We start from the raw sequence: 23,088 nt of genomic DNA on the forward strand, positions 1-23,088 counted from the left end.
GGTGTTCGGTTTATCGGCGACAACCGCGAGCTTGCATCGGGATGCTCAACCGCACAAGTGTGGAGAGCGCGCGGCGTTGCATGCATACCGCGGCGCCGCCCTGGCCGCCTGAATTAAGCCTGAAGTATCCGTCAGACCACGGCCCCGGCGTTCGGGTCGTCCCCCGATTCGCCGTCGCGCTTGGTCGGGCCGCCCTTGACGAGGTCTTCGCGCTTGATGCCGAGCCACATGGCGATGGCCGCCGCCACGAAGCAGGAAGAGTAGATGCCGAAGCAGATGCCGATGGTCAGCGCCAGGGCGAAGTAGTGCAGGGTCGGCCCGCCGAAGAAGAACATCGACAGCACCACGAGCTGGGTGGAGCCGTGGGTGATGATGGTCCGGCTGATGGTCGAGGTGATCGCGTTGTCGATGATCTCGGTGGTCGTCATCTTCCGGTAGCGGCGGAAGTTCTCGCGGATCCGGTCGAAGATCACCACCGATTCGTTCACCGAGTAGCCCAGCACCGCCAGCACCGCCGCCAGCACCGCCAGCGAGAACTCCCACTGGAAGAAGGCGAAGAAGCCCAGGATGATCACCACGTCGTGCAGGTTGGCCAGCACGGTAGCCAGCGCAAACTTCCATTCGAAGCGAAACGCCAGGTAGATCATGATGCCCACGACCACCATGCCCAGGGCCTTGAGGCCGTTGGTGGTCAGCTCTTCGCCGACCTGCGGGCCGACGACCTCGATGCCGCGCTGCGTGGCCGACGGGTCGACCGACTTCAGCGCCTGCATGACCTGCGCGCTCTGCTGGTCGGAGCTCATGCCCTTCTGGGCCGGCAGGCGGATCTGCACGTCGCGCGAGGTGCCGTAGTTCTGGACCTGCACCTCCGGGTAGCCGAGCTTGGTGACGGCATCGCGCACCTTGCCGATGTCGGCGGACTGCTCGTAGGCGACCTCGATCACCGTGCCGCCCGTGAACTCCACCGACAGGTGCAGCCCGCGGTGGAACAGGAAGAACACCGCCAGCGCGAAGGTGACGACGGAGACGATGTTCAGCACCACCGCGTGGCGCATGAACGGGATGGTCCTGTGGATGCGGAAGAATTCCATGACGCTTGTCCTCGCCCTTTACTTGGTTGCCACGGCCGAGCCGTCGGTTGCGGGGCGCCAGACCGTGCCGATGGACACCGTCTTGAGCTTCTTCTTCTGGCCGTACCAGAAGTTCACGAGGCCGCGCGAGAAGAACACGGCGGAGAACATCGAGGTGACGATGCCGATGCAGTGCACCACCGCGAAGCCGCGCACCGGGCCCGAGCCGAAGGCCAGCAGCGCGATACCCGCGATCAGGGTGGTCACGTTGGAGTCCAGGATGGTGCCCCAGGCGCGTTCGTAGCCGGCATGGATGGCCGCCTGCGGCGACGCCCCGTTGCGCAGCTCTTCGCGCACGCGTTCGTTGATCAGCACGTTGGAGTCGATCGCCACGCCGATGGCCAGGGCCATGGCCGCGATGCCGGGCAGCGTGAGCGTGGCCTGCAGCAGCGAGAGGATGGCCACCAGCAGCATCAGGTTGACGGCCAGCGCGATCGAGGAGAACAGGCCGAACAGTGCGTAGTACGCGCACATGAAGACCATGATCGCCAGGAAGCCGTACATCACGCTCTTGAAGCCCTTCTCGATGTTGTCGGCGCCCAGCGTCGGGCCGATGGTGCGTTCCTGGATGATTTCCATGGGCGCGGCCAGCGAGCCGGCGCGCAGCAGCAGCGCGAGGTCGTTGGCCTCGACCACGGTCATGGAGCCCGAGACCTGGAAGCGGTTGCCGAGTTCGCCGTTGATCGACGGAGCGGTGAGCACTTCGCCCTTGCCCTTCTCGAAGATCAGCATGGCCATGCGCTTCTTGTAGTTCTCGCGGCTGACGTCGCGCATGATGCGGCCGCCCTTGGCGTCCATGGTCAGGTCGACCTTGGGCTGGTTGCTCTGCTGGTCGAAGCCGGGCTGCGCGTCGGTGAGGTTCTCGCCGGTGACGAGCACCTGCTTCTTCACGATCACGGGCCGGCCCTGGCGGTCGAGGAATTTCTCGGAGCCGAAGGGCACGGGGCCGCCGCTCAGCTCGGCGGCGCGGCCCTCGGCGCTTTCGTCGACCATGCGCATTTCGAGCGTGGCGGTGCGGCCCAGGATTTCCTTGGCCTTGGCGGTGTCCTGCACGCCGGGCAGCTGCACGACGATGCGGTCCAGGCCCTGCTGCTGGATCACGGGCTCGGCCACGCCGAGTTCGTTGATCCGGTTGTGCAGCGTGGTGATGTTCTGCTTGAGCGCGGCGTCCTGCATGCGGCGCGCGGCTTCGGGCTTGATGGTGGCCACGAGGCGCCAGTTGCTGCCGTCCTGGCTGTCGGTGGTGGCGAGGTCGGGGAACTGGTCCTGGATGATGCGCTTGGCCGCGTCGAGCGAGGCCGCGTCGCGGAAGGTCACCTCGACGGTCTGGCCGTTGCGGCTCACCGCGGTGCCGCGGATGCTCTTGTCGCGGAAGGTGGTGCGCAGGTCGCTGGCGAAGGACTCGGCCTTCTTGTCGATGGCGCCCTTCATGTCCACCTGCAGCAGGAAGTCGACGCCGCCGCGCAGGTCAAGGCCCAGGTACATGGGGAAGGCGTGCAGCGCGGTCAGCCACTTGGGCGAGCGCGACACCAGGTTGAGCGCCACCGTGTACGGCGGGTCGTTCGCGTCGGGCACCAGCGCGCGCTGCACGGCGTCGCGCGCCTTGAGCTGGTCGTCGGTGGTGGCGAAGCGGGCGCGCAGCGAGGTGGCGTCCAGGGTGATCAGGTCGGGCGTCAGGCCAGCGGCCTTGAGCGCCTCCTCGACCCGGGTCTGGGTGGAGGCATCGACCTTGACGACCGTCTTGGCCGCCGACACCTGCACCGCAGGCGCCTCACCGAAGAAATTGGGCAGGGCGTAGATGAGCCCCACGAGCAACACGATCACGATGATCGTGTACTTCCAGACCGGGTAGCGGTTCATGAGCGGGCGCTTTTCTCAAGCTTTTCAGAAATGGAACACCGCGTGACTTGGGGCCCTGCGCCGCAAAGCGCAAGGTTCAGCTCACGCTTTTATTGCTTGACGGCGCCCTTGGGCAGGACCTGCACCACGGCGCTGCGCTGGATCTTGATCTCGACGCCGTTGGCGATCTCCAGGCCCAGGTACTGGTCGCTCAGCGAGGTGATCTTGCCGAGCACGCCGCCGGCGGTGGCGACTTCGTCGCCCTTGGCCAGCGCCTCGATCATTGCGCGGGCTTCTTTCTGGCGCTTCATTTGCGGGCGGATCATGACGAAATACAGCACCACGAACATCAGCACCAGGGGCAGCATGCTGCCGAGCGAGGACAACATGTCACCGCCGCCGGCTGCAGCGGGCGCGGTCTGGGCGAAAGCAGAGGAAATGAACAAGAGAGTCTCCAGCAGAGGGAAGAGAAAACGAGAGGAAGGCGGGCCGGTCCCGACTCTTCTCATGGCTTCGCGGCCACGAACGGAATTGGGGCCGCAAGTCAAAGCTCGGCGGGGCTTGGCCGCGCACAGCACCGGGCATTGTATTCGGCGCGGATGGCCGTTCCACGGGCTTATCCGGCGCGGCGGGGAGGGCTTTCCGGCCATCCGTTCCGCCCACCCGATGCTATCTTTTCAATAGCAAAAAGCGCCCATCGGGCGCTCCTTGCGGTGGGATTCCGTCGAAAAATCAGGCTGCCGCGCGCTGCGCCTGCGGGTTGCGCCACTTGGCCAGCAGCTCGTTCCAGCGGGTGCGGGCGGCCGCGAGATTGCGCTCCTTGACGTGGCCGTAGCCGCGGATCTGCTCGGGCAGGCCGGCAATTTCGAGCGCCAGCGCGTGGTTGTCGGCCCGCAGCGCGCCGATCACTTCCTCGATGCTGGCGCGGTACTCGCCGATCAGCGCGCGCTCGGTCTTGCGCTCCTCGGTGCGCCCGAAGATGTCGAGCGCCGTGCCGCGCACGCCCTTGAGCTTCGCGAGCAGCCTGAAGCCGGTCAGCATCCAGGGGCCGAACTTCTGCTTCTGCAGCTGGCCCTTGCTGTTCTTCTTTGCGATGAGCGGCGGCGCCAGGTGGTAGTTGAGCTTGTAGTCGCCCTCGAACATGCCTTCGACGCGGTCGAGGAACGTGCGGTCAGTGTGCAGGCGGGCGACTTCGTATTCGTCCTTGTACGCCATCAGCTTGAACAGGTAGCGCGCGACCGTCTCGGTCAGCGCGGTGCTCTTGCCGACGGCCGCCTCGGCCCGCTGCACCTTGCCCACGAACTGCTTGTATTCGTCGGCGTAGGCGGCGTTCTGGTAGCCCGTCAGGAACTCCACGCGGCGCGCCACCAGGCTCTCGACCGATTCGCGCTTCTTGAACTCGATGACCTGGCCGGGGCGCACGCGCTTTTGCAGCTCTTCGGGCCGCACCGCCGCCTGGCGGCCCCACTCGAAGGCCGTCTTGTTGTTCTCGACGGCCACGGCGTTCAGCTCGATGGCGCGCATCAGCGACTCGTGCTCCAGCGGGATCCAGCCCTTCTGCCAGGCGTAGCCCAGGATCATCGGGTTGACGTAGATGCTGTCGCCCATCAGCGTGGTGGCGGCTGCATCGGCGTCGAAGGTGCCCATGGCGTCGATGCCCACGGCGCGCGCGATTTCGGCGGCGCAGGCGTCTTCCGGGTTCTGCCAGTTGGCGTTGCGCACGAAGGCGGCGGTGGGCGAGCTGTGGCTGTTGAGCGCCACGTGCGTGCGCCCTTCGCGCATGCGCGCCATGGTTTCGCCGTTGACCGTGACCAGCGGGTCGCAGGCCAGGATCAGGTCGGCCGCCGCGGTGCCGACGCGCGTGGTGCGGATGTCGTCCTGCGTGTCGCCGATCAGCACGTGGCTCCAGGTGGCGCCGCCCTTTTGCGCAAGGCCGGCCGCGTCCTGCGTGACGATGCCCTTGGCCTCGATGTGCGCGGCCATGCCCAGCAGTTGGCCGATGGTGATGACGCCGGTACCGCCGACGCCCGCCACCACCACGCCCCAGACCTTGCCGCCGACCAGCGACGGGATCGCGGGCTCGGGCAGCAGGCCGAACTCGGCCGGCGTGGCCGCCTTGTTCTTGCCCTTCTTCTTGAGCTGGCCGCCTTCGACCGTCACGAAGCTGGGGCAGAAGCCCTTCAGGCAGCTCATGTCCTTGTTGCAGCTGCTCTGGTTGATGGTGCGCTTGCGGCCGAATTCGGTCTCCAGCGGCTCCACGCTCAGGCAGTTGCTCTGCACGCTGCAGTCGCCGCAGCCCTCGCACACCAGCTCGTTGATGACCACGCGCTTGGCCGGATCGACGGCCGTGCCCCGCTTGCGGCGGCGGCGCTTCTCGGTGGCGCAGGTCTGGTCGTAGATGATGGCCGTGGTGCCGGGGATCTTGCGGAACTCGCGCTGCACGTCGTCGAGCAGGTCGCGGTGCTTGACCTGCACGTGGTCGCCGGGGATGTTCACGCCCTCGTACTTCTCAGGCTCGTCGGTCACGATCACGACCTTCACCGCGCCTTCGGCATGCAGGCTCTCGGCGATCTGCAGCACCGAGTGGCCTTCGGGCCGCTCGCCGACCTGCTGGCCGCCGGTCATGGCGACCGCGTCGTTGTAGAGGATCTTGTAGGTGATGTTCACGCCCGCCGCGATGCTCTGGCGGATGGCGAGCAGGCCGCTGTGGAAGTAGGTGCCGTCGCCCAGGTTCGCGAAGATGTGCTGGTCGGTGGTGAAAGGCTGCTGGCCCACCCACGGCACGCCCTCGCCGCCCATCTGCGTGAAGCCGATGGTGGAGCGGTCCATCCAGGTCGCCATGAAGTGGCAGCCGATGCCGCCCATGGCGCGCGAGCCTTCGGGCACCACGGTGCTGGTGTTGTGCGGGCAGCCCGAGCAGAACCAGGGCTGGCGGGTGGCGTCGACCACGCTGGTGGAGGCCTGCTGCACCACCATCGAGCGCTCCTTGGCCTCGAGGATGGCGAGCTGGGCGTCGATGCGCGCGGCCATGTCGGCGCCGGCGGCGGCCAGCAGGCCGGTCTTGCGCAGCCGCCCGGCGATGGCCTTGGCGATCATGGCGGGGTTCAGGTCGGCGTTGGCGCGCAGAAGGGTGTGCGCGGTCGGGTTGGGCATCGACCATTCGCCGCCGGAGTAGCCCTCCGCCGCGTGCACCTCGCCCTCGTCGAACTTGCCGACCACGTTGGGCCGCACGTCGGAGCGCCAGTTGTAGAGCTCTTCCTTGAGCTGGTATTCGATGACCTGGCGCTTTTCCTCGACCACCAGGATCTCCTGCAGGCCGGTGGCGAACTCGCGCGTGAGCTGCGCTTCCAGCGGCCACACCACACCCACCTTGTGCAGGCGGATGCCCAGCTGGCGGCAGGCCGCGTCGTCCAGGCCCAGGTCGATCAGCGCCTGGCGGGTGTCGTTGAAGGCCTTGCCGCTGGCCATGATGCCGAAGCGGTCGTTCGGGCCTTGAATGACGTTGTGGTTCAGCCGGTTGGCGCGGATGTACGCCAGCGCGGCGTACCACTTGTAGTGCATGAGCCGGGCTTCCTGCTCCAGCGCATGGTCGGGCCAGCGGATGTGCAGGCCGCCGGGCGGCATTTCGAAGTCGGTGGGAATGACGATCTCGACGCGCTCGGGGTCGATCATGGCCGTGGCGCTCGACTCGACGATCTCCTGGATCGTCTTCATGCCCGACCACACGCCCGAGAAGCGGCTCAGCGCGAAGGCGTGGATGCCCAGGTCGAGGATTTCCTGCACGTTCGCGGGAAAGAACACCGGCGTGCCGCAGGCCTTGAAGATGTGGTCGCTCTGGTGCGCGGCCGTGCTGCTCTTGGAGATGTGGTCGTCGCCCGCCACCGCGATCACGCCGCCGAACTCGGTGGTGCCGGCCATGTTGGCGTGCTTGAACACGTCGGAGCAGCGGTCCACGCCCGGGCCCTTGCCGTACCAGATGCCGAAGACGCCGTCGAACTTGTTGGTGCCCTGCGGAGAGAAGCCCAGTTGCTGGGTGCCCCATAGCGCGGTGGCGGCCAGCTCTTCGTTCACGCCGGGCTGGAAGACGATGTTCTGTTCCTTCAGGAACTTGCTGGCCTTCCACAGGGCCTGGTCGTAGCCGCCGAGCGGGGAGCCGCGGTAGCCGCTGATGAAGCCGGCGGTGTTCTTGCCGGCCTGCTGGTCGCGCAGGCGCTGCAGCATGGGCAGCTTGACGAGGGCCTGGACGCCGCTCATGAAGGCCCGGCCGTAGTCGAGCGAGTATTTGTCGTCGAGCGTGACCGTTTCCAGGGCCTTGCGAATGTGCGCGGGCAGCGGTGCATTCATTTTTTCTGTCTCCGTATGGCAGGGCCTTGTGGGCCTGGCTGATTACTGTGGGTCTTCGCCCGGGTAGGGCACGAGCCCATGATCATGCAAAGTGTATGCCGGGGTCCGCGACAGGTGTTTGCGTTCTTTGCCCTGAAAAACCCTGTTCCAGAAAGAATCTTGCTTAAGATTCGACTCCATGGAAAGCATTGACAAGTTCGACCTCGCAATCCTGCAAGAACTGCAGGCCGACGGACGCCTCACGAACGCCGAGCTTGCGCAGCGCGTGGGCCTCTCGGCCGCGCCCTGCTGGCGCCGGGTGCGCGCGCTCGAGGACGCCGGCTTCATCAAGGGCTACCACGCCGAGATCGACCGCCACAAGATAGGGCTGGGCGTGCTCGCTTTCGTGCGCGTGGACACCGAGCGCGTCACGCACGAGGCCACCCGCAAGCTGGAAGACGCCATCCGCAAGCTGCCCGACGTGGTCGCCTGCCACTACATCAGCGGCACCGGCACCTTCGAGCTGCAGGTGGTGGCGCAGGACCTGGACAGCTTCTCGGCCTTCGCGCGCCAGCACCTGATGAACCTGCCGAACGTGAAAGACCTGCACACCAGCTTCTCGCTGGGCGAGGTGAAGGCCAGCAGCGCGCTGCCGCTGGGGCACTTGGCCGCCCGGGGCAAGTAGCCGCGCGGCGGTGTGCGAGCATGCGCCGATCACAACGAAGAGGAAGGGCTGCTCCATGAATCCCGACACCGGCCGCCGGGCACTGTCCTGGCTGCATGAAATGCGCTTGCTGACCGACGCCGAACACACGGCCGCCGCCGGCGACCCCGAGCTCGGCGTGGTCACGCTGCGCACGCCCGCCGAAGCCCTGGCCTGGGTGGTGGCGCGCGAGATCGTCTCGACCGCGCAGCTGGCCGACCTGCCCGCCCGCGCGGCCGCCGGCCGCGCAAACGAAGCGCAGGCGATCGTGTCGGAAGCGACCGGCCTGGTGAGCAGCGAGCTGCCGCTGCCGCCGTGGGCGCAGTTCCAGCTGCGCCTGCGGGAGCGCCGCATGCAGGACGGCGTGAGCGCCGACGCGCTCGACCGGTTGCTCGCCCTCGGGCTCGTCGACGCGGTGCAGCATGCGCACAGCCTCACGATGCTGCCCACGCACCAGGCAGCCTGGGCCGCGCCCGATTCGCTGCCCGCGACGCTCGCCTGGACAGTGCTCGGATCGGGCGCCCTGAGCGACGACGACCTGGCGGCGCTGGCCGGGCGCGCAGGACACGCCGACATCGTCGCCGACGCGGCGGCCCGCGTCGCACAGGCCAGAAAGCCTTCGCGCACGGCGACGTCGTTCGTCACGTCGACTTCGAGCTCGGCGTCTTCCTCGACCTCTTCCACCTCGGCGTATTTCTCCAAGACCACGATTTCCGTCAACACCTCGCCCGGCCTCGTTCCCGCCCGCTGGAAGATGATCGGCGCCGTCGTGGCGGCCCTGGTGGTGCTGTACGTCCTGTTCGGGCGCTGATCGCGCCGCGGCGCGGCCCGGCGGCCGCCTAAAATCGTCGCCCACCATACCCCGCCAACCGCGGAAACGAGGACCCTCAATGAACCCCATCCGCCGCGCCCTGGCCCTCGGCCTTGCCGCCGCCACGCTCGCCTTCGGCGCCCAGGCGCAGAACCGCGAACTGATCGTGGCCTCCAGCGCCACCTACGCGCCGTTCGCCTTCGAGAACAAGGACAAGCAGATCGTCGGCTTCGACATCGACATCATCAATGCCATCGCCAAGCAGCAGGGCCTGAAGATCAAGGTCGTCAATACGCCCTTCACCGGCATCTTCGGCGCGCTGAACAACGGCGACGTCGACTTGGTGATCTCGGGCGTGACCATCAACGAGAAGCGCAAGCAGAGCTACGACTTCACGCCGCCCTACTTCGCGGCCCGCCAGCTGATCGCGCTACCGAAGAACAGCAAGGTGGCATCGCTGAAGGACCTGGCCGGCAAGAAGATCGCCGTGGTCAGCGCCTCCACCGCCGACGACATCGCCTCGCGCGAGTTCGGCAAGACCAACCCCGACATCCGCCGCTTCGAGAGCACGCCGCTCATCATTTCCGAGCTGGCCGGCGGCGGCGTCGATGCGGCCATGGGCGACAACGGCGTCATCGCCTATCGCGTGGCGCAGAACCCCGAGCTGAAGACCATCGACGACAAGTCCTTCCCCGAAGAAGGCTTCGGCATCGTCGTGAAGAAGGGCGACAAGGCCCTGCTCGACAAGCTCACCGCCGGCCTGGCCGCGATTCGCGCAGACGGCAGCTACGTGACCATCTACAAGAAGTGGTTCAACAAGGATCCGAACGTGCGCTGAGCCGCACGGCATTTCCCTGAACACGGCCGCCCTCACGCGGCCGTTTCGTTTTTCGTTGACTGAGAGTTGAGGACGCAAGCATGGAACAACCAGTGCTGCTTTTCGGATGGTTTCGCTGGGACATCCTCGTGGAATACAAGGACCTGTTCTGGCAGGGCGCGTGGATGACGCTGCGCATGACCGTGGTCTGCGTGCTGCTGGGCTCCAGCTGGGGCCTGTGCCTCGCGCTCGCGCGGCTGGCGCAGCCGCGCCACGCGCCCTGGACCTGGGTCGCGCGCTTCTTCCTGCGCTGGCCCGCCACGGTGTACGTGAGCTTCTTTCGCGGCACGCCGCTGTTCGTGCAGATCCTGCTGATCCACTTCGCGGTGATGCCGGTGTTCATCCACCCGACCAGCGGCCTGCTGATCGACGGCGAACTGGCGCGCACGCTCAAGCAGGAGCACGGCGCGCTCATCTCGGGCGTGGTGGCGCTCACGCTCAACTCGGCGGCCTACATCTCCGAGGTGTTCCGCGCCGGCATCCAGTCGATCTCGCGCGGGCAGTTCGATGCCGGCCGCTCGCTCGGCTTCTCGCCCGCGCAGGTGATGCGCTACGTGGTGCTGCCGCAGGCCTTCCGCCGCATGCTGCCGCCGCTGGGCAACAACGCGATCGCGCTGCTGAAAGACACCTCGCTGGTGTCCGCCATCGGCCTGGCCGAACTGGCCTACGCGGCCCGCACCGTGGCCGGCGCCTATGCGCGCTACTGGGAGCCGTACCTCGCGATCTCGGTGATCTACTGGGTGATGACGCTGGTGCTCACGACGATGCTGCGCCGCCTGGAAATCCGTCTCGCCCGCAGCGATCGGGGCTGAGACGGGAAAGGGGCGCGCCACAATAACGGCACATGCCACCCATATCCCCCGAAGAGACACCGATCCCGCCCAAGCGGCCGCAGCCCTCGAAGCTCGCGGCCCTCGAGCCCCTGAAGCTCCCCGTGTTCCGCATGCTGTGGAGCACCTGGCTCATCGCCAACATCTGCATGTGGATGAACGATGTGGCCGCGGCGTGGATGATGACCTCGCTCACCTCCTCGCCCATCTGGGTGGCGCTGGTGCAGTCGGCCTCCACGCTGCCGGTGTTCCTGCTGGGCCTGCCCAGCGGCGCGCTGGCCGACATCCTCGACCGCAGGCGCTGGCTGGTGGCCACGCAGTTCTGGCTGGCCGGCACCGCCATCGTGCTGTGCGCGGCACTGGCGCTCGACGTGATGACGGCGCCGCTGCTGCTGGCACTCACCTTCGCCAACGGCATCGGGCTGGCGCTGCGCTGGCCGGTGTTCGCGGCCATCGTGCCCGAGCTGGTGCCGCGGCCGCAGCTGCCGGCCGCGCTGGGGCTCAACGGCATCGCCATGAACGCATCGCGCATCGTCGGCCCGCTCACCGCCGGCGTGCTGATCGCGAGCGCCGGCACCGTGTGGGTGTTCGCGCTCAACGCGGTGCTGTCGGTGGCCTCGGGCTTCGTGGTGCTGCGCTGGCGGCGCGCGCACACGCCCAATCCGCTGGGCCGCGAGAAGCTCATCGGCGCGATGCGCGTGGGCGTGCAGTTCGTGCGGCAGTCGCAGCGCATGCGCGCGGTGCTGGTGCGCGTGTCGATCTTCTTCTTCCACTCCACCGCCCTGCTGGCCCTGCTGCCGCTGCTGGCGCGCAACCTGAAGGGCGGCGGCGCCGGCACCTTCACGCTGCTGCTGGCGGCCATGGGTTCGGGCGCGATCATCGCGGTGCTGTTCCTGCCGCGGCTGCGCCAGGCGCTGGGGCGCGACCAGCTGGTGCTGCGCGGCACGCTGCTGCAATCGGGCGCCACGGCGGTGATGGCCGTCGCGCCCAATGCCTGGGTGGCGGTGCCGGCGATGTTCTTCGGCGGCATGGCGTGGATCACGGTGGCCAATTCGCTCTCGGTGTCGGCCCAGCTCGCGCTGCCCGACTGGGTGCGCGCGCGCGGCATGTCGATGTACCAGATGGCGATCATGGGTGCGAGCGCGATCGGCGCGGCCATCTGGGGCCAGGTGGCCACGGTCACAACGCTGCAGCTGAGCCTGGTCATCGGCGCCATCAGCGGCACGCTGGTGATGCTGCTGGCCCTGCGCTGGGTGACCGACGTGAGCGGCGAGGACGACACCAGCCCCGCCGCGGGCGGCTGGGCCGCCGGCCCGCGGGCCGAGGCACCGCAGGAAGAAGGCCGCGTGGTGATCACGGTCGAATACATCATCGACCCCGCCCGCGCCGCCGCCTTCCACCTCGTGATGCAGCAGACGCGCCGCGCGCGCCTGAGCCAGGGCGCCATCGGCTGGGAGCTGCTGCACGACATCGTGCAGCCCGAGCGCTACGTGGAGCAGATCGTCGACGACTCGTGGACCGACCACCTGCGCCGCTTCAACCGCGCTACCGCGAGCGACATGGCGCTGCGGGAACGCAGGCTCGCCTTCCACATCGGCGAGGCGGCGCCGGTCATCACGCGCTACGTGGTACGGCGCTGACGCACCGGGGCGGGGCGCCCGGCGGGTCAATTTTTGACCAAACGGGTGAATTTGATGGCATGGCGCTTGCATGCAAAAAATCGCCGGGTATCCACGGATAGCCAGTCTTTTTTGACCATATGGATAATTTAAGCCACCGCCAACTCCGGCGTCACGAGGTACAGCCCCGATGAATCCACCGCCCCTGCGCAGCCGTTTCTGGTCCGACCTGACCAGCGAAGAGTTCTCCCGCCTCGACCGTGAACGGCTCATCGCGGTGCTGCCGGTCGGCGCCACCGAACAGCACGGCCCCCACCTGCCGATGTCGACCGATACCGCCACCATCGACGGCATGGTGCGCGCCACGCTGCCCCACCTGCCCGACGACCTGCCGGTGCTCTTCCTGCCCACCGTGCCCTACGGCAAGAGCAACGAGCACTCGCGCTACCCCGGCACGCTCACCGTGTCGGCGGCCACGCTGATCGCGATGTGGAAAGACATCGGCGCCTGCGTTGCGAAAGCCGGCGTGCGCAAGCTGGTGCTCTACAACAGCCACGGCGGGCAGATGAGCGTCATGGACATCGTGGCGCGCGACCTGCGCGAGGAGCACGACATGATGGTCGTGGCCGCCAACTGGTACACGCTGGGCCTGCCCGAGGGCCTGTTCACCGCGCACGAGGGCAGGCACGGCATCCATGCCGGCGACCTCGAAAGCTCGGTGATGCTGCACCTGACGCCCGACTACGTGCGCCGCGACCAGTTCCAGAACTTCAGCTCCATGACCGAGCAGCTGGCCGCCGAGAACAAGTTCCTCTCGATCACGCCCAGCGGCAAGCTCGGCTGGCAGATGCACGACATCAACCCCGCGGGCGCCGCCGGCGACGCCACGCGCGCCACGGCCGAGAAGGGCGCGGCGGTGCTCGACCATGTGGGCCGCCGCTTCGTCGAGCTGCTGCACGAGGTCGACCGCTTCCCGCTCTCCCGCCTGGCCAACGTGCCGGCCTGGCGCTAGGCTCGCACGCCATGGACAGCACCCGGACACCACCCCTGGTCAGCCTGCGCAACGTAGGCAAGCGCTTCGCCAACGGCACGCTTGCATTGCAGGGCATGTCGCTCGACATCGGCGAGCACGACTTCATCAGCTTCCTCGGCCCCTCGGGCTGCGGCAAGAGCACCGCGCTGCGGCTGATCGCGGGGCTCACGCGCCTGAGTTCGGGCGAGATGGCCTGGTCGGGTGCCAACACCGGCTCGGCCAAGGACAGCAAGAGCGACCGCGACCTGGGCTTCGTGTTCCAGGAGCCCACGCTCATGCCCTGGGCCAAGGTGTTCGACAACGTCTGGCTGCCGCTCAAGCTGGCCGGCACCAGCCGCGACGCCGCCGCGCCGGTGGTGCAGCAGGTGCTGGAACTGGTGGGCCTCTCGCGCTTTGCCGACGTGTATCCGCGCGAGCTGTCGGGCGGCATGAAGATGCGCGTGTCGATCGCGCGCGCACTCGTCACGCACCCGCGCCTGCTGCTCATGGACGAGCCCTTTGCCGCGCTCGACGAAATGACGCGCATCAAGCTCAACAACGACCTGCTGGCCATCTGGCGCGAGCACCGCTTCTCCATCGTGTTCGTCACGCACAGCGTGTACGAGTCGGTGTACCTGTCGAACCGCATCGTGGTGATGGCGGCGCGCCCGGGCCGGGTGATCGACGAGATCCGCATTGACGAGCCGTACCCGCGCGGCGAAGAGTTCCGCACCTCGAGCCGCTACAACGCGCATTGCACGGCGGTATCCCAATCCCTGCACGGAGCGCTCCATGGCCTCGACATCGACCATTGAACCCGTGATGCCCATGGACACGACCGACGCCACCCCGTCCGCCGACATGCTGCGCGCCCATGAAGACCGGCTGCGCCGCCGCGAGTCGCTGCTGCGCATCGTCGTGCCCGCGGGCATCGTCATCGCGCTGCTGCTGATCTGGGAATGGACGGTGCGCGCCAACAACATCCCGCACTACATCCTGCCCGCGCCCTCGCTCATTCTTCGCACGCTGTTCGACAACTGGGATTCGCTCTCCAGCGCGCTGTGGTTCACGGTGAAGCTCACGCTGCTCGCGCTCACGGCGGCCATCGTCGGCGGCGTGCTGCTGGCGATTGCGTTCGCGCTGTTCAAGTGGGTGGAGATCGGCCTCTTCCCCATCGCGGTGATCCTGCAGGTGACGCCGATCATCGCGATCGCGCCGCTGATCCTGATCTACGTGTCGAGCACCACGGCGGCGCTGCTGCTGTGCGCCTGGATCGTGGCCTTCTTCCCGATCCTGTCGAACACCGTCATCGGCCTGAAGAGCGCCGACAGCAACCTGCGCGACCTGTTCCAGCTCTACAAGGCATCGCCGTGGCAGACCTTCCGCTACCTGCTCGCGCCCAGCGCGCTGCCGTACTTCATGGCGGGCCTGAAGATCGCGGGCGGCCTGAGCCTGATCGGCGCGGTGGTGGCCGAGTTCACGGCCGGCACGGCCGGCAAGGAAACGGGCCTGGCGTCGCGCATTCTCGAATCGAGCTTCCGCACCGAGATTCCCATGATGTTCGCGGCGCTGCTGCTGGTGTCGTTGCTGGGCATCGTGATCTTCATCGTGTTCGCGGCGCTTTCGCGCCTGGTGCTCGGCCACTGGCACGAAAGCGAGATGCGCCGTGAACGCTAGGACGCCGGTGCCCGCCGTCGACTGGGACGCGGTACGCGCCGACCTGCGCGGCCTCAACGTCATCACCGCGCCGTCCCAGCGCAAGCAGCTGTCGAAGGACTTCTACTGGTACAGCCCCATCCTCAGCGCGCAGCTCGCGGGCTGCGTGGCCGACCTCGTGGTCAAGGTCAGCACCGAAGACGACGTGCGCCAGGCCGCGGCCGTGGCCGCAAGGTGGAAACTGCCGCTCACGGTGCGCGCCGGCGGCACCGGCAACTATGGCCAGTGCGTGCCGCTCGAAGGCGGCATCGTGCTCGACGTGACGCAGATGTGCCGCGTGCTCGACATCGGCGAAGGCCGCATGCGCGTGGAAGCCGGAGCGCGCATGCACGACATCGACCTCGCCGCGCGCGAGACCGGCCAGGCGCTGCGCATGTGGCCGTCGACCTGGCACGTGGCTTCCATCGGCGGCTTCATCGCGGGCGGCTTCGGCGGCATCGGCTCGTTCCGCCACGGCATCCTGCGCGACCCCGGCAACCTGCTGCGCGCGCGCGTGATGACGGTGGAGCGCGAGCCGCGCGTCATCGAGCTGCACGGCGACGAGATCCAGCAGGTGCACCACGCCTACGGCACCAACGGCGTGATCCTCCACGTGGAAGTGGCGCTGAGCCCCGCCGTCGAATGGGTGCACTGCACGGTGCTGTTCGACACCTACCGCGGCGCGCTCGACTTCGGCATCGCGGCGCAGGCGCCAACGCTCGACATCTTCCTGCTGTCCACGGTGGAGGCGCGCTTCTCGCCCTACTACACGGCCATGCGCGACCGTTTTCCGCCAGACCGGCATGCGGTGTTCACCATGGTCTCGCCCGATTCGATGGCGGACTTCCGCGCGCTCGCCGAAGCGCACGGCGGCACCATCTCGGTGGCCGGCACCGAGGCCGAGTTGCTGGCCGACGGCCTGCCGCCGGCCTACGAATGCGCGTTCAACCACACCACGCTGCAGGCACTGAAGGCCGACCGTGGCTGGACCTATCTGCAGGTGGCTTACGCCCAGCCCTTCGACCCCGCAGTGGTCGAGCGCCATCTGCAGATCTTCGGGGACGACGTGCTGCAGCACCAGGACTTCGCCCGCGCCAACGGCGAATGCGGCACCTTCGGCATCCTGCTGGTGCGCTGGAAGGGCGAGGCCCACCAGTACGAGCTGATCCGAGAGATCGAGTCGCAGGGCGGCTGCAAGATCTTCAACCCGCACGTCGTGACCATCGAGGACGGCGGCATGAAGACCATCGACACGCAGCAGATCGAGTTCAAGAAGCGCAGCGATCCGATGGGGTTGATGAACCCGGGCAAGACGCGCGGCTGGACTGCCGACATGGCTGTCGAGCGCTGAAATGAAATCTTCTATTCCTTTTCGCCGTGATCGTTGGACAGAGCAGTCGTTGATCGGCCGCGCACCAGCAGCGTGCCCCGTGCACGCACCCCAACCACACTTACCTCTATCAGTTCCATCCATCTCACGGTGGACCGCTGACATGAAAATACCCCGTCGCATTCAACCCAGGAGTCCACTGCCATGCGCGTTCCCGCTCTGACAATCCGTCCGCTTGCCCTCGGCCTCGCCCTCGCTGCCGCCGCCTTCGCCGTGCAGGCGCAGGAAAAAGTGGTGTTCGCCACCAACTGGAAAGCGCAGGCCGGCCACGGCGGCTTCTACCAGGCGCTGGTGGACGGCACCTACAAGAAGTACGGCCTCGACGTCGAGATCCAGCAGGGTGGCCCGATGGTCAACAACCGGCCGATGCTGCCGGCCGGCAAGGTCGACTTCCTCATGACCGGCAACCTCCTGCAGTCCTTCGACAACGTGAAGAACGGCGTGCCCACCGTGGTCGTCGCGGCCTTCTTCCAGAAAGACCCGCAGGCCATGTTCGCGCACCCGGGCCAGGGCTTCGACACCTTCAAGGACATGACCAAGGCGCCCGTGGCCTTCATCGGCAAGGACGGCCAGTTCAGCTTCTGGCAGTGGATGAAGTCGGAGTACGGCTTCAAGGACTCGCAGCTCAAGCCCTACACCTTCAACGTCGGCCCGTTCCTGGCGGACAAGAAGTCCATCCAGCAGGGCTATGCCATTTCGGAACCCCTGTCGATCAAGGCGCAGGCCGGCTTCGACCCCGTGGTGCAGCTGCTGGCCGACAACGGCTTCTCGACCTACGCGACCACCATCGAAACCCGCGCCGACCTCATCAAGAACAAGCCCGAGACGGTGCGCAAGTTCGTCGAGGCCTCGATCATCGGCTGGAACAACTACCTCTACGGCGACAACAAGGCCGCCAACGAGCTCATCGCCAAGACCAACCCCGACTCGCCCATCGCCGCGCTGCAGGGCTCCATCGAGCTGATGAAGAAGATGGGCATCGTCGACAGCGGCGAGTCGCTCACCAAGGGCATCGGCGCCATGGACGAAGCCCGCGTGAAGGACTTCTACGACAAGATGGTCAAGGCCGGCCTGTACAAGCCCGGCGAGGTCGACCTGTCGAAGGTCGTGACCACGCAGTTCGTGAACAAGGGCGTCGGCGTCGACGTCCGCAAGAAGCTCACCGGCAAGTAAGCACACCGGTTTTTTCCCGTGGGTCGCGCGGGGCTTGCGCCGGGGTCAGATGCCGGCGCCTGGGTTGCCATAAGGCACTGCGCGGCCTTTTGTCCTTGGGCTCTGACCCCGTCTCGCCGAACAGGCGAACCGGCCCTCAAATGAAAACGCTCGTCGTCCACTGCCATCCGAACCCTGACAGCTTCAATCACGCGCTCTACCGCACCGCCCTCGAGGCGCTCGAGCCCCGGCACTCCGTCAAGGCCATCGACCTGTACGCCGAGGGCTTCGACCCGACGCTGACACGCGAGGAGCGCATGGCCTACCTGGACAACCCCGAACTGATCCGCGAACGCGTGAAACCCCACGTCGATGCGCTGCTGTGGGCCGAGCACCTGGTGTTCGTCTATCCCACCTGGTTCCACGGGCCGCCGTCGATGCTCAAGGGCTGGCTGGAGCGGGTGTGGCTGCCGGGCGTGGCCTTCCTGCCGGCCGAGCGCAAGGGGCAGCTCGCGAAGTCGGGCATGCGGCACATCCAGCGGCTGACGGTGGTGACCACGGGCGGCTCGCCGCGCTGGTTCGTCATGGCGATCGGCGATCCGGGCCGGCGGCTGTTCACGCGCGCGCTGCGGGCGCTGTTCGCATGGCGCTGCAAGGTGACGTGGCTGCAGCTGCACGACATGAACGCCGCGACCGCGCACGACCGCAGCCATTTCATTGCGCGCGTGTCGCGCAAGCTGCAGAGCATCTGAGCCATTTCAAACAGAAAGAATAGGGAGCTCGCACCATGAGCCTCGAACGCACGCTCACCGTCCGCGTCGAACGCATCTCGCGGCAGACGCCGGAAATCCTGGCCTTCGAGCTGGCCCATCCGTGGGGCCGGCCGCTGCCGGCCTACGAGGCCGGCGCGCACATCGACGTGCACATGCCCGGCGGCTTCTCGCGCCAGTACTCGCTGGCGCGTGCGCCTTCGGGCAATGCGGCGCCTTACGTGATCGGCGTGAAGCGCGAGCTCGGCAGCCGCGGCGGCTCGGCCTCGATGCACGAGCGCGTGCGCGAAGGCGACCTGCTGCCGATCAGCGCCCCGCGCAACACCTTCCCGCTGCGCGAGGAAGCCGCGCATCACCTGCTGCTGGCCGGCGGCATCGGCATGACGCCGCTGCTGGCGATGGCGCAGGCGCTGGCCGCGCGCGGCGCCTCTTTCACGCTGTGCGTGTTCGCGCGCAGCGAGGAGCACCTGGCCTTTGCCGATGCGCTGCACGCGCCCGCGCTGGCGCCGCATCTGCGGCTGCACCTGGACCAGGGCGACGCCTCGCAGCGCATCGACCTGCGCGCGCTGCTGGCCGAGCGTGCGCCGGGCACGCATCTCTACGTGTGCGGGCCGGGCGGCTTCATGCAGGCGGTGCGCGACGCGGCCGCAAAGACGGATTGGCCCGAAGACGCCCTGCATGCCGAGTACTTCGCCGCCCCCACCGACGCCAGCACCGCCACCGGCCTGCCGTTCACGCTCAAGCTCGCGCGGCGCGGCATCAGCGTGCCGGTGGCGGCCGACCAGACCGCCGTCGATGCGCTGCACGAAGTCGGCATCGACATCCCGGTGTCGTGCCAGCAGGGCCTGTGCGGAACCTGCGTGGTCGAGGGCGATGGCGAAGGCGCCGAGCACCGCGACTTCTGCCTGACCGGCAGCGAGCGCCGCCACAAGGTGGCGCTGTGCTGCTCCCGCGCCAAGGGCACGGAGCTGGTGCTTCAGCTGTGAACGCGCGCGCTTCCAACAACACCACCACCAAGCCCCCCGCCGCTGCCGACGAGGGCGACGGCGAGGCCCCCGCCACGCGCGGACGCTCGCGCAAGTACACGCAGGTGCTCGGCCTCATCAACCAGGCCGCCATCGAGGTGTTCGCGAGCGAGGGGCTGGCCGGCGCGTCGACCCAGGCCATCGCCGACAAGGCGGGGCTGTCCAAGGCGCAGCTGCACTACTACATCGAGAGCAAGGAAGCGCTGTACCGGCAGGTGCTGCAGGACATCCTGACCGACTGGATCGTGGTGTTCGGCTTCAGCGACGAAGCCTTCGGCCCGCGCAAGGTGCTGGGCGACCTGATCCACCGCAAGATGGTGTTCTCGTTCGACCATCCGCTGCGCTCGCGCATCTTCACGGCCGAGATGATGCGCGGCGCGCCGGTCATCAACGACATGATGACCACGAGCAAGGCCCGCACCGACCAGGCCGCCGCAGTGATCCGGAACTGGATGAACCAGGGCCTGATGGACAAGGCCGACCCGATGCTGGTGCTGTTCCACATCTGGGCAGTGACGCAGTTCTATGCCGACCATGCCACGCAGGCCGCCTACTTCCGCGATACGGCCCAGCAAGGCGACGAGAAAGACCGGCGCTACCTGATCGAGCAGGTGACCGATTTCCTGCTCAAGGGCGCAGGGGTCAGGTAGCCGCGCGCTGCGGCAGGTACATCGTCGCTTCGACTTCCACCAGCACCTCGTCCCCCGGCAGGAAGCGCGACACCTCGACCACCGTGCTCACCGGCGGCTCGCCCGGATAGAAAAGGCCGCGCACGCGGTTGTAGAAGGCGTAGTGCGGCAGGTGGCGGAAGTACTGCACCAGCTTGACCACGTCTTCCATGGTGCCGCCGTGCTCGGCGGCGATCTGGCGGATGCGCTCCAGCACGAACCAGCTCTGCGCCACGATGGGCGCCTCGAAAACGTCCACCGACATCTGGCCGGTGGCGTAGCCCACGCCCTGCAGCGCGGTGCGCGCTTCTTCGGGAATGGCGTCGTAGCCGGCGACGGCGCGGCGCGTGGCCGGGTCGACCGCGACCACGCCGCTCATGAAGACGAAATCGCCGACGCGCTTGGCGGCGGCGTAGTTGGCCATTGGCTTGCCCATGCTCATTGGGTTTTCTCCAGATTTTTCTCGATGATCCGGCCGGCGCGGATGACGGTGCGTTGCCGTCCGCGCGGGCCGATGAGTTCGTGTTCAGCGGTGGCCGACAGCACCAGCAGGTCCGCCGGGCAGCCCGGTGCGATGCGCCCGTCCCACGCGAGCCCCAGCGCCTTCGCGGGGTTCACGGTGATGGTGTCGAGCCAGTCGGCCGCGGGCGCCAGGTGCGCCACCTGCACGCCGAGGCCGAAGGTCTCCAGCAGGTCGTAGCTGCCGTAGGGATAGAAGGCGTCCTGCACGTTGTCGGTCGCCAGGCTCGCACGCAAGCCCCGTGCCGCCGCCTCGCGGATGCGCGTGATGCCGCGCTGCACCGGCGTGCGGTCCCATGCGCCCTGCAGGTAGAGGTTGGTGGTGGGCAGCGCGATGAGATGCAGCCCGGCGCCCGCGCACAGCGCGAGGGTTTCGCCGGCGACCGCATCGTCCTGCACCGACAGCGAGCAGGCATGGCCGCAGGCCACGCCGCCCTTGAAGTCGCGCGCGCGAACCATTTGCGCGATGCTGCGCAGGCCGCCGGCTTCGGCGTCAAGCCCTTCGTCCACGTGGAAGTCGAGCGCCAGCCCGTGCTGCTGCGCCAGGTCGAACACGCGCCCCAGCTTGTGCACGATGCCGTCGTTGCGGTAGACGAAGGCGCCCAGCACGCCGCCCGCGCGCTTCACCTCGCGCGAGATGCGCTCGCCGGCCGCGAGGTCGGCGAACAGGTCGAGCGGCGTGAGCGAGACGAACTGCAGCTCGACGCGGCCGCGCCATTCCTCGCGCAAGGCTTCGAACACGGGCAGCGCGGCCGGCGGCTCGGCCTGCACCCAGTCGAGGTGCGTGCGCAGCGCGCGGGTGCCGCACTGCCATGCGTCGAGCAGCGCGCGCTCCATGCGCAGGCGCAGCGACTCGCCGGTCCAGCTGTCGCGGTGCCGGTTCATGCGGTCGATGGCCGCGAACAGGTTGCCCTGCGCGGCGCCCACGTCCTGCACGGTGTAGTTCTTGTCGATGTGCGCATGGGCCTCGACCAGCGCGCTCAGCAGCGTGCCGCGCGCGTGCTTCTGATCGGCGCTCGGCGTGACCGATTCGACCTTGCCGGCAGCCAGCACGATGTCGAACAGCTCCGCGTCGCCGGCACCGAAGCCCCGCAGCGGCGCCGGAATGCGCAAGGCCTCGAGCTTCATGCGCGCTGCCGCCAGGCGCGCAGCCAGCCCAGGCCGGCCGACGTACCGCCGGGCTCGGCGCCGCGGGCGGGCCGGTACTCGCAGCCGACCCAGCCCTGCCAGCCGCACTGCGCCGACACCTCGTCGATCACGTCGAACAGGTAGGGGTAGTTCTGCTCGCCGATGTCGGGCTCGTGCCGTTCGGGCACGCCCGCGATCTGCAGGTGGCCGACGCGGCCGGTGGGCAGGTACTTGCGGATCTTCATCGCCACGTCGCCTTCGACGATCTGGCAGTGGTACAGGTCCATCTGCACCTTGAGGTTGGGCGCGCCGACAGCCTCGACGATCTCGTGCGCATGGTCTTGCCGGTTGAGGAAGAAGCGCGGAATGTCGCGCGTGTTGATCGGCTCGATCAGCACGTCGCGCCCGGCCTTGGCGGCTTCGGCGGCGGCCCAGCGCAGGTTGTCGAGGTACACGGCCTGCACCGCCTCGCGCTCCAGGCCTTCGGGCACGAGGCCGGCCATGACGTGGATGCGCGGGCAGTCGAGCGCCACGGCGTAGTCGACGGCTCGGGCGATGCCTTCGCGGAATTCGGCGTCGCGCCCCGGCAGGCAGGCGAGGCCGCGGTCGCCGCCGTCCCAGTCGCCGGGCGGGCCGTTGAAGAGCACCTGCTTCAGGCCGTTGGCCTGCAGGCGGGCCACAATCTCTTTCTGCGGGAAGGCATAGGGGAAGAGGTATTCGACGCCCTGGAAGCCGTCTTTCGCGGCGGCGTCGAAGCGGTCGAGGAAGTCGAGCTCCGGGTAGAGCATCGAGAGGTTGGCGGCGAATTGGGGCATGGGGTGTTTTTACTACCAGCGCGCGCCAAAGGTGCGGCGCAGTTCATCGATCTGTGCGGCATCCAGCGGCTCTGGGCTTGCAGCCTGGGTGAGCATCCGGAGCCGGGCGGTTTCCTCGAGTTCCTCGAGCACGGACATGGCGGCGGCGGGGGTGTCGTGCCAGACGTTGGGGCCCAGGCGCGAGAGCATCACGGCGCGGATCGGGGTGCCGGCGGTGCCCATGCGTTCGATGGCCTGAGCGACTTGTTCGGCCGCCTCGGCTGCACCGGGGCGGTGGTACGGAATGACCGGCACGTGGCCGACTTTCATCACGAAGTAGGGCGTGAGCGCGGGGAGCAGTTCGTCGCCTGTCGGGTTCAACGTGAGCGCTACGCAGTGGGTGCTGTGGGTATGGATGACGCAGGCGGTGTGTGCGTCGAACTTGCGCGCGGCGGCGTAGATGCGGGTGTGCAGCGCGATGGTCTTGCTGGCGCGGTCGCCGCTCGTCTGCCGGCCTTGCGCGTCGAGCCTTGCAAGGCGTGCGGGGTCGAGGAAGCCGAGGCAGGCGTCGGTCGGCGTGATGAGGAAGCCGTCGTCCAGCCGCACGCTGATGTTGCCTGCGGTGGCATGCACGTAGCCTCTGTCGAACAGGCTGCGGCCTGTGCGGCATATTTCTTCTCTGGCTTGGGTTTCGGTCATTTCTTTTAACGCTGTTGTTCGGGGGGCTGCACAGGCCACCGGGTACTCCCCTCCGCGAATGTCCCCCGGCCTGCGGCCTCCTCCTTTATTTCGCTGCGGGGAGC

Annotated in this window: 21 protein-coding genes; 13 read left to right on the forward strand and 8 right to left on the reverse strand. The window is 67.8% G+C overall.

Annotated elements, in window-relative coordinates; translation table 11 throughout:
* Nucleotides 1-131: 131 nt before the first annotated feature.
* The 4 genes from secF to AC1RVW_RS10285 form a co-directional block, all read right to left on the reverse strand.
* Complete coding sequence (gene secF / locus AC1RVW_RS10270) at nt 132-1,091, reverse strand: protein translocase subunit SecF (RefSeq protein ID WP_081268785.1); 960 nt, start codon at nt 1,089-1,091, stop codon at nt 132-134.
* A gap of 18 nt (nt 1,092-1,109) precedes the next feature.
* Nucleotides 1,110-2,990: a protein translocase subunit SecD gene (secD, locus tag AC1RVW_RS10275; RefSeq protein ID WP_493199655.1), complete on the reverse strand. Its 1,881-nt coding sequence runs from the start codon at nt 2,988-2,990 to the stop codon at nt 1,110-1,112.
* A gap of 89 nt (nt 2,991-3,079) precedes the next feature.
* Nucleotides 3,080-3,415: a preprotein translocase subunit YajC gene (gene yajC / locus AC1RVW_RS10280; protein ID WP_081268783.1), complete on the reverse strand. Its 336-nt coding sequence runs from the start codon at nt 3,413-3,415 to the stop codon at nt 3,080-3,082.
* A 286-nt stretch (nt 3,416-3,701) separates the two neighbouring features.
* The gene (locus tag AC1RVW_RS10285; RefSeq protein WP_493199657.1) at nt 3,702-7,313 is read right to left on the reverse strand and encodes an indolepyruvate ferredoxin oxidoreductase family protein; all 3,612 of its coding nucleotides are present in this window, start codon (nt 7,311-7,313) and stop codon (nt 3,702-3,704) included.
* Nucleotides 7,314-7,491: 178 nt separating this feature from the next.
* On the opposite strand from AC1RVW_RS10285, the gene AC1RVW_RS10290 reads away from it, so the two are divergent.
* The 13 genes from AC1RVW_RS10290 (at nt 7,492) to AC1RVW_RS10350 (ending at nt 19,826) form a co-directional block, all read left to right on the forward strand.
* Nucleotides 7,492-7,977, forward strand: coding sequence for an Lrp/AsnC family transcriptional regulator (locus AC1RVW_RS10290; protein WP_493199659.1), 486 nt, complete (start codon nt 7,492-7,494; stop codon nt 7,975-7,977).
* Between the two features lie 55 nt (nt 7,978-8,032).
* Nucleotides 8,033-8,806 carry a hypothetical protein gene (locus AC1RVW_RS10295; RefSeq protein ID WP_493199661.1) on the forward strand — a complete coding sequence of 258 codons (774 nt, stop codon included), beginning with the start codon at nt 8,033-8,035 and terminating at the stop codon, nt 8,804-8,806.
* Between the two features lie 79 nt (nt 8,807-8,885).
* Entirely contained in the window at nt 8,886-9,644 is a 759-nt protein-coding gene (locus AC1RVW_RS10300) for a basic amino acid ABC transporter substrate-binding protein (RefSeq protein WP_081268779.1), read from the forward strand.
* Nucleotides 9,645-9,724: 80 nt separating this feature from the next.
* Entirely contained in the window at nt 9,725-10,495 is a 771-nt protein-coding gene (locus AC1RVW_RS10305; RefSeq protein WP_081268778.1) for an amino acid ABC transporter permease, read from the forward strand.
* Nucleotides 10,496-10,527: 32 nt separating this feature from the next.
* Nucleotides 10,528-12,153 (forward strand): MFS transporter, encoded by a 1,626-nt coding sequence (locus AC1RVW_RS10310; protein ID WP_493199664.1) that lies wholly within the window; start codon nt 10,528-10,530, stop codon nt 12,151-12,153.
* A 169-nt stretch (nt 12,154-12,322) separates the two neighbouring features.
* Nucleotides 12,323-13,144 carry a creatininase family protein gene (locus AC1RVW_RS10315; RefSeq protein WP_493199666.1) on the forward strand — a complete coding sequence of 274 codons (822 nt, stop codon included), beginning with the start codon at nt 12,323-12,325 and terminating at the stop codon, nt 13,142-13,144.
* 11 nt (nt 13,145-13,155) lie between these two features.
* Entirely contained in the window at nt 13,156-13,959 is an 804-nt protein-coding gene (locus AC1RVW_RS10320; RefSeq protein WP_081268775.1) for an ABC transporter ATP-binding protein, read from the forward strand.
* Nucleotides 13,937-14,821, forward strand: a complete 885-nt coding sequence (locus AC1RVW_RS10325; RefSeq protein ID WP_199851872.1) for an ABC transporter permease — start codon at nt 13,937-13,939, stop codon at nt 14,819-14,821. The genes AC1RVW_RS10320 and AC1RVW_RS10325 overlap by 23 nt, the downstream gene beginning before the upstream one ends.
* Nucleotides 14,811-16,190, forward strand: a complete 1,380-nt coding sequence (locus AC1RVW_RS10330; protein WP_493199668.1) for an FAD-binding oxidoreductase — start codon at nt 14,811-14,813, stop codon at nt 16,188-16,190. Before AC1RVW_RS10325 ends, AC1RVW_RS10330 begins: the two co-directional genes overlap by 11 nt.
* Before the next feature lie 183 nt (nt 16,191-16,373).
* A complete protein-coding gene (locus AC1RVW_RS10335; protein WP_081268772.1) occupies nt 16,374-17,402 on the forward strand; it encodes an ABC transporter substrate-binding protein in 1,029 nt (342 codons plus the stop codon).
* Nucleotides 17,403-17,542: 140 nt separating this feature from the next.
* Nucleotides 17,543-18,133: an NAD(P)H-dependent oxidoreductase gene (locus AC1RVW_RS10340; protein ID WP_081268771.1), complete on the forward strand. Its 591-nt coding sequence runs from the start codon at nt 17,543-17,545 to the stop codon at nt 18,131-18,133.
* Nucleotides 18,134-18,168: 35 nt separating this feature from the next.
* Nucleotides 18,169-19,137, forward strand: coding sequence for a PDR/VanB family oxidoreductase (locus AC1RVW_RS10345; RefSeq protein ID WP_493199670.1), 969 nt, complete (start codon nt 18,169-18,171; stop codon nt 19,135-19,137).
* Nucleotides 19,134-19,826, forward strand: coding sequence for a TetR family transcriptional regulator C-terminal domain-containing protein (locus tag AC1RVW_RS10350; RefSeq protein WP_106936418.1), 693 nt, complete (start codon nt 19,134-19,136; stop codon nt 19,824-19,826). Before AC1RVW_RS10345 ends, AC1RVW_RS10350 begins: the two co-directional genes overlap by 4 nt.
* On the opposite strand, the gene AC1RVW_RS10355 is transcribed toward AC1RVW_RS10350, so the two are convergent.
* Genes AC1RVW_RS10355 through AC1RVW_RS10370 form a run of 4 tightly spaced genes read right to left on the reverse strand, consistent with a single transcriptional unit; the run spans nt 19,819 to nt 22,984 of the window.
* On the reverse strand, nt 19,819-20,286 hold the full coding sequence (locus AC1RVW_RS10355) for a RidA family protein (RefSeq protein WP_369630641.1): 468 nt from the start codon (nt 20,284-20,286) through the stop codon (nt 19,819-19,821). The two genes, AC1RVW_RS10350 and AC1RVW_RS10355, sit on opposite strands and share 8 nt — an antisense overlap.
* On the reverse strand, nt 20,283-21,491 hold the full coding sequence (locus AC1RVW_RS10360; RefSeq protein WP_493199673.1) for an amidohydrolase family protein: 1,209 nt from the start codon (nt 21,489-21,491) through the stop codon (nt 20,283-20,285). The genes AC1RVW_RS10355 and AC1RVW_RS10360 overlap by 4 nt, the downstream gene beginning before the upstream one ends.
* The gene (gene otnI, locus AC1RVW_RS10365; RefSeq protein ID WP_493199675.1) at nt 21,488-22,306 is read right to left on the reverse strand and encodes a 2-oxo-tetronate isomerase; all 819 of its coding nucleotides are present in this window, start codon (nt 22,304-22,306) and stop codon (nt 21,488-21,490) included. Before otnI ends, AC1RVW_RS10360 begins: the two co-directional genes overlap by 4 nt.
* 12 nt (nt 22,307-22,318) lie before the next feature.
* Entirely contained in the window at nt 22,319-22,984 is a 666-nt protein-coding gene (locus AC1RVW_RS10370; RefSeq protein WP_493199677.1) for a class II aldolase/adducin family protein, read from the reverse strand.
* Nucleotides 22,985-23,088 lie beyond the last annotated feature (104 nt).

The organism is Variovorax sp. MPBD4-3, from assembly GCF_058809745.1.

Excerpts from the sequence above, each read along its gene's own strand:
- AC1RVW_RS10320 (WP_081268775.1), top strand. The coding sequence starts at position 13,156 with ATGGACAGCACCCGGACACCACCCCTGGTCAGCCTGCGCAACGTAGGC.
- AC1RVW_RS10345 (WP_493199670.1), top strand. The coding sequence starts at position 18,169 with ATGAGCCTCGAACGCACGCTCACCGTCCGCGTCGAACGCATCTCGCGG.
- AC1RVW_RS10305 (WP_081268778.1), top strand. The coding sequence starts at position 9,725 with ATGGAACAACCAGTGCTGCTTTTCGGATGGTTTCGCTGGGACATCCTC.
- AC1RVW_RS10325 (WP_199851872.1), top strand. The coding sequence starts at position 13,937 with ATGGCCTCGACATCGACCATTGAACCCGTGATGCCCATGGACACGACC.
- secF (WP_081268785.1), bottom strand. The coding sequence starts at position 1,091 with ATGGAATTCTTCCGCATCCACAGGACCATCCCGTTCATGCGCCACGCG.
- secD (WP_493199655.1), bottom strand. The coding sequence starts at position 2,990 with ATGAACCGCTACCCGGTCTGGAAGTACACGATCATCGTGATCGTGTTG.
- otnI (WP_493199675.1), bottom strand. The coding sequence starts at position 22,306 with ATGCCCCAATTCGCCGCCAACCTCTCGATGCTCTACCCGGAGCTCGAC.
- AC1RVW_RS10310 (WP_493199664.1), top strand. The coding sequence starts at position 10,528 with ATGCCACCCATATCCCCCGAAGAGACACCGATCCCGCCCAAGCGGCCG.
- AC1RVW_RS10355 (WP_369630641.1), bottom strand. The coding sequence starts at position 20,286 with ATGAGCATGGGCAAGCCAATGGCCAACTACGCCGCCGCCAAGCGCGTC.
- AC1RVW_RS10290 (WP_493199659.1), top strand. The coding sequence starts at position 7,492 with ATGGAAAGCATTGACAAGTTCGACCTCGCAATCCTGCAAGAACTGCAG.
- AC1RVW_RS10370 (WP_493199677.1), bottom strand. The coding sequence starts at position 22,984 with ATGACCGAAACCCAAGCCAGAGAAGAAATATGCCGCACAGGCCGCAGC.
- AC1RVW_RS10300 (WP_081268779.1), top strand. The coding sequence starts at position 8,886 with ATGAACCCCATCCGCCGCGCCCTGGCCCTCGGCCTTGCCGCCGCCACG.
- AC1RVW_RS10295 (WP_493199661.1), top strand. The coding sequence starts at position 8,033 with ATGAATCCCGACACCGGCCGCCGGGCACTGTCCTGGCTGCATGAAATG.
- AC1RVW_RS10285 (WP_493199657.1), bottom strand. The coding sequence starts at position 7,313 with ATGAATGCACCGCTGCCCGCGCACATTCGCAAGGCCCTGGAAACGGTC.
- AC1RVW_RS10315 (WP_493199666.1), top strand. The coding sequence starts at position 12,323 with ATGAATCCACCGCCCCTGCGCAGCCGTTTCTGGTCCGACCTGACCAGC.
- AC1RVW_RS10335 (WP_081268772.1), top strand. The coding sequence starts at position 16,374 with ATGCGCGTTCCCGCTCTGACAATCCGTCCGCTTGCCCTCGGCCTCGCC.
- AC1RVW_RS10340 (WP_081268771.1), top strand. The coding sequence starts at position 17,543 with ATGAAAACGCTCGTCGTCCACTGCCATCCGAACCCTGACAGCTTCAAT.
- AC1RVW_RS10360 (WP_493199673.1), bottom strand. The coding sequence starts at position 21,491 with ATGAAGCTCGAGGCCTTGCGCATTCCGGCGCCGCTGCGGGGCTTCGGT.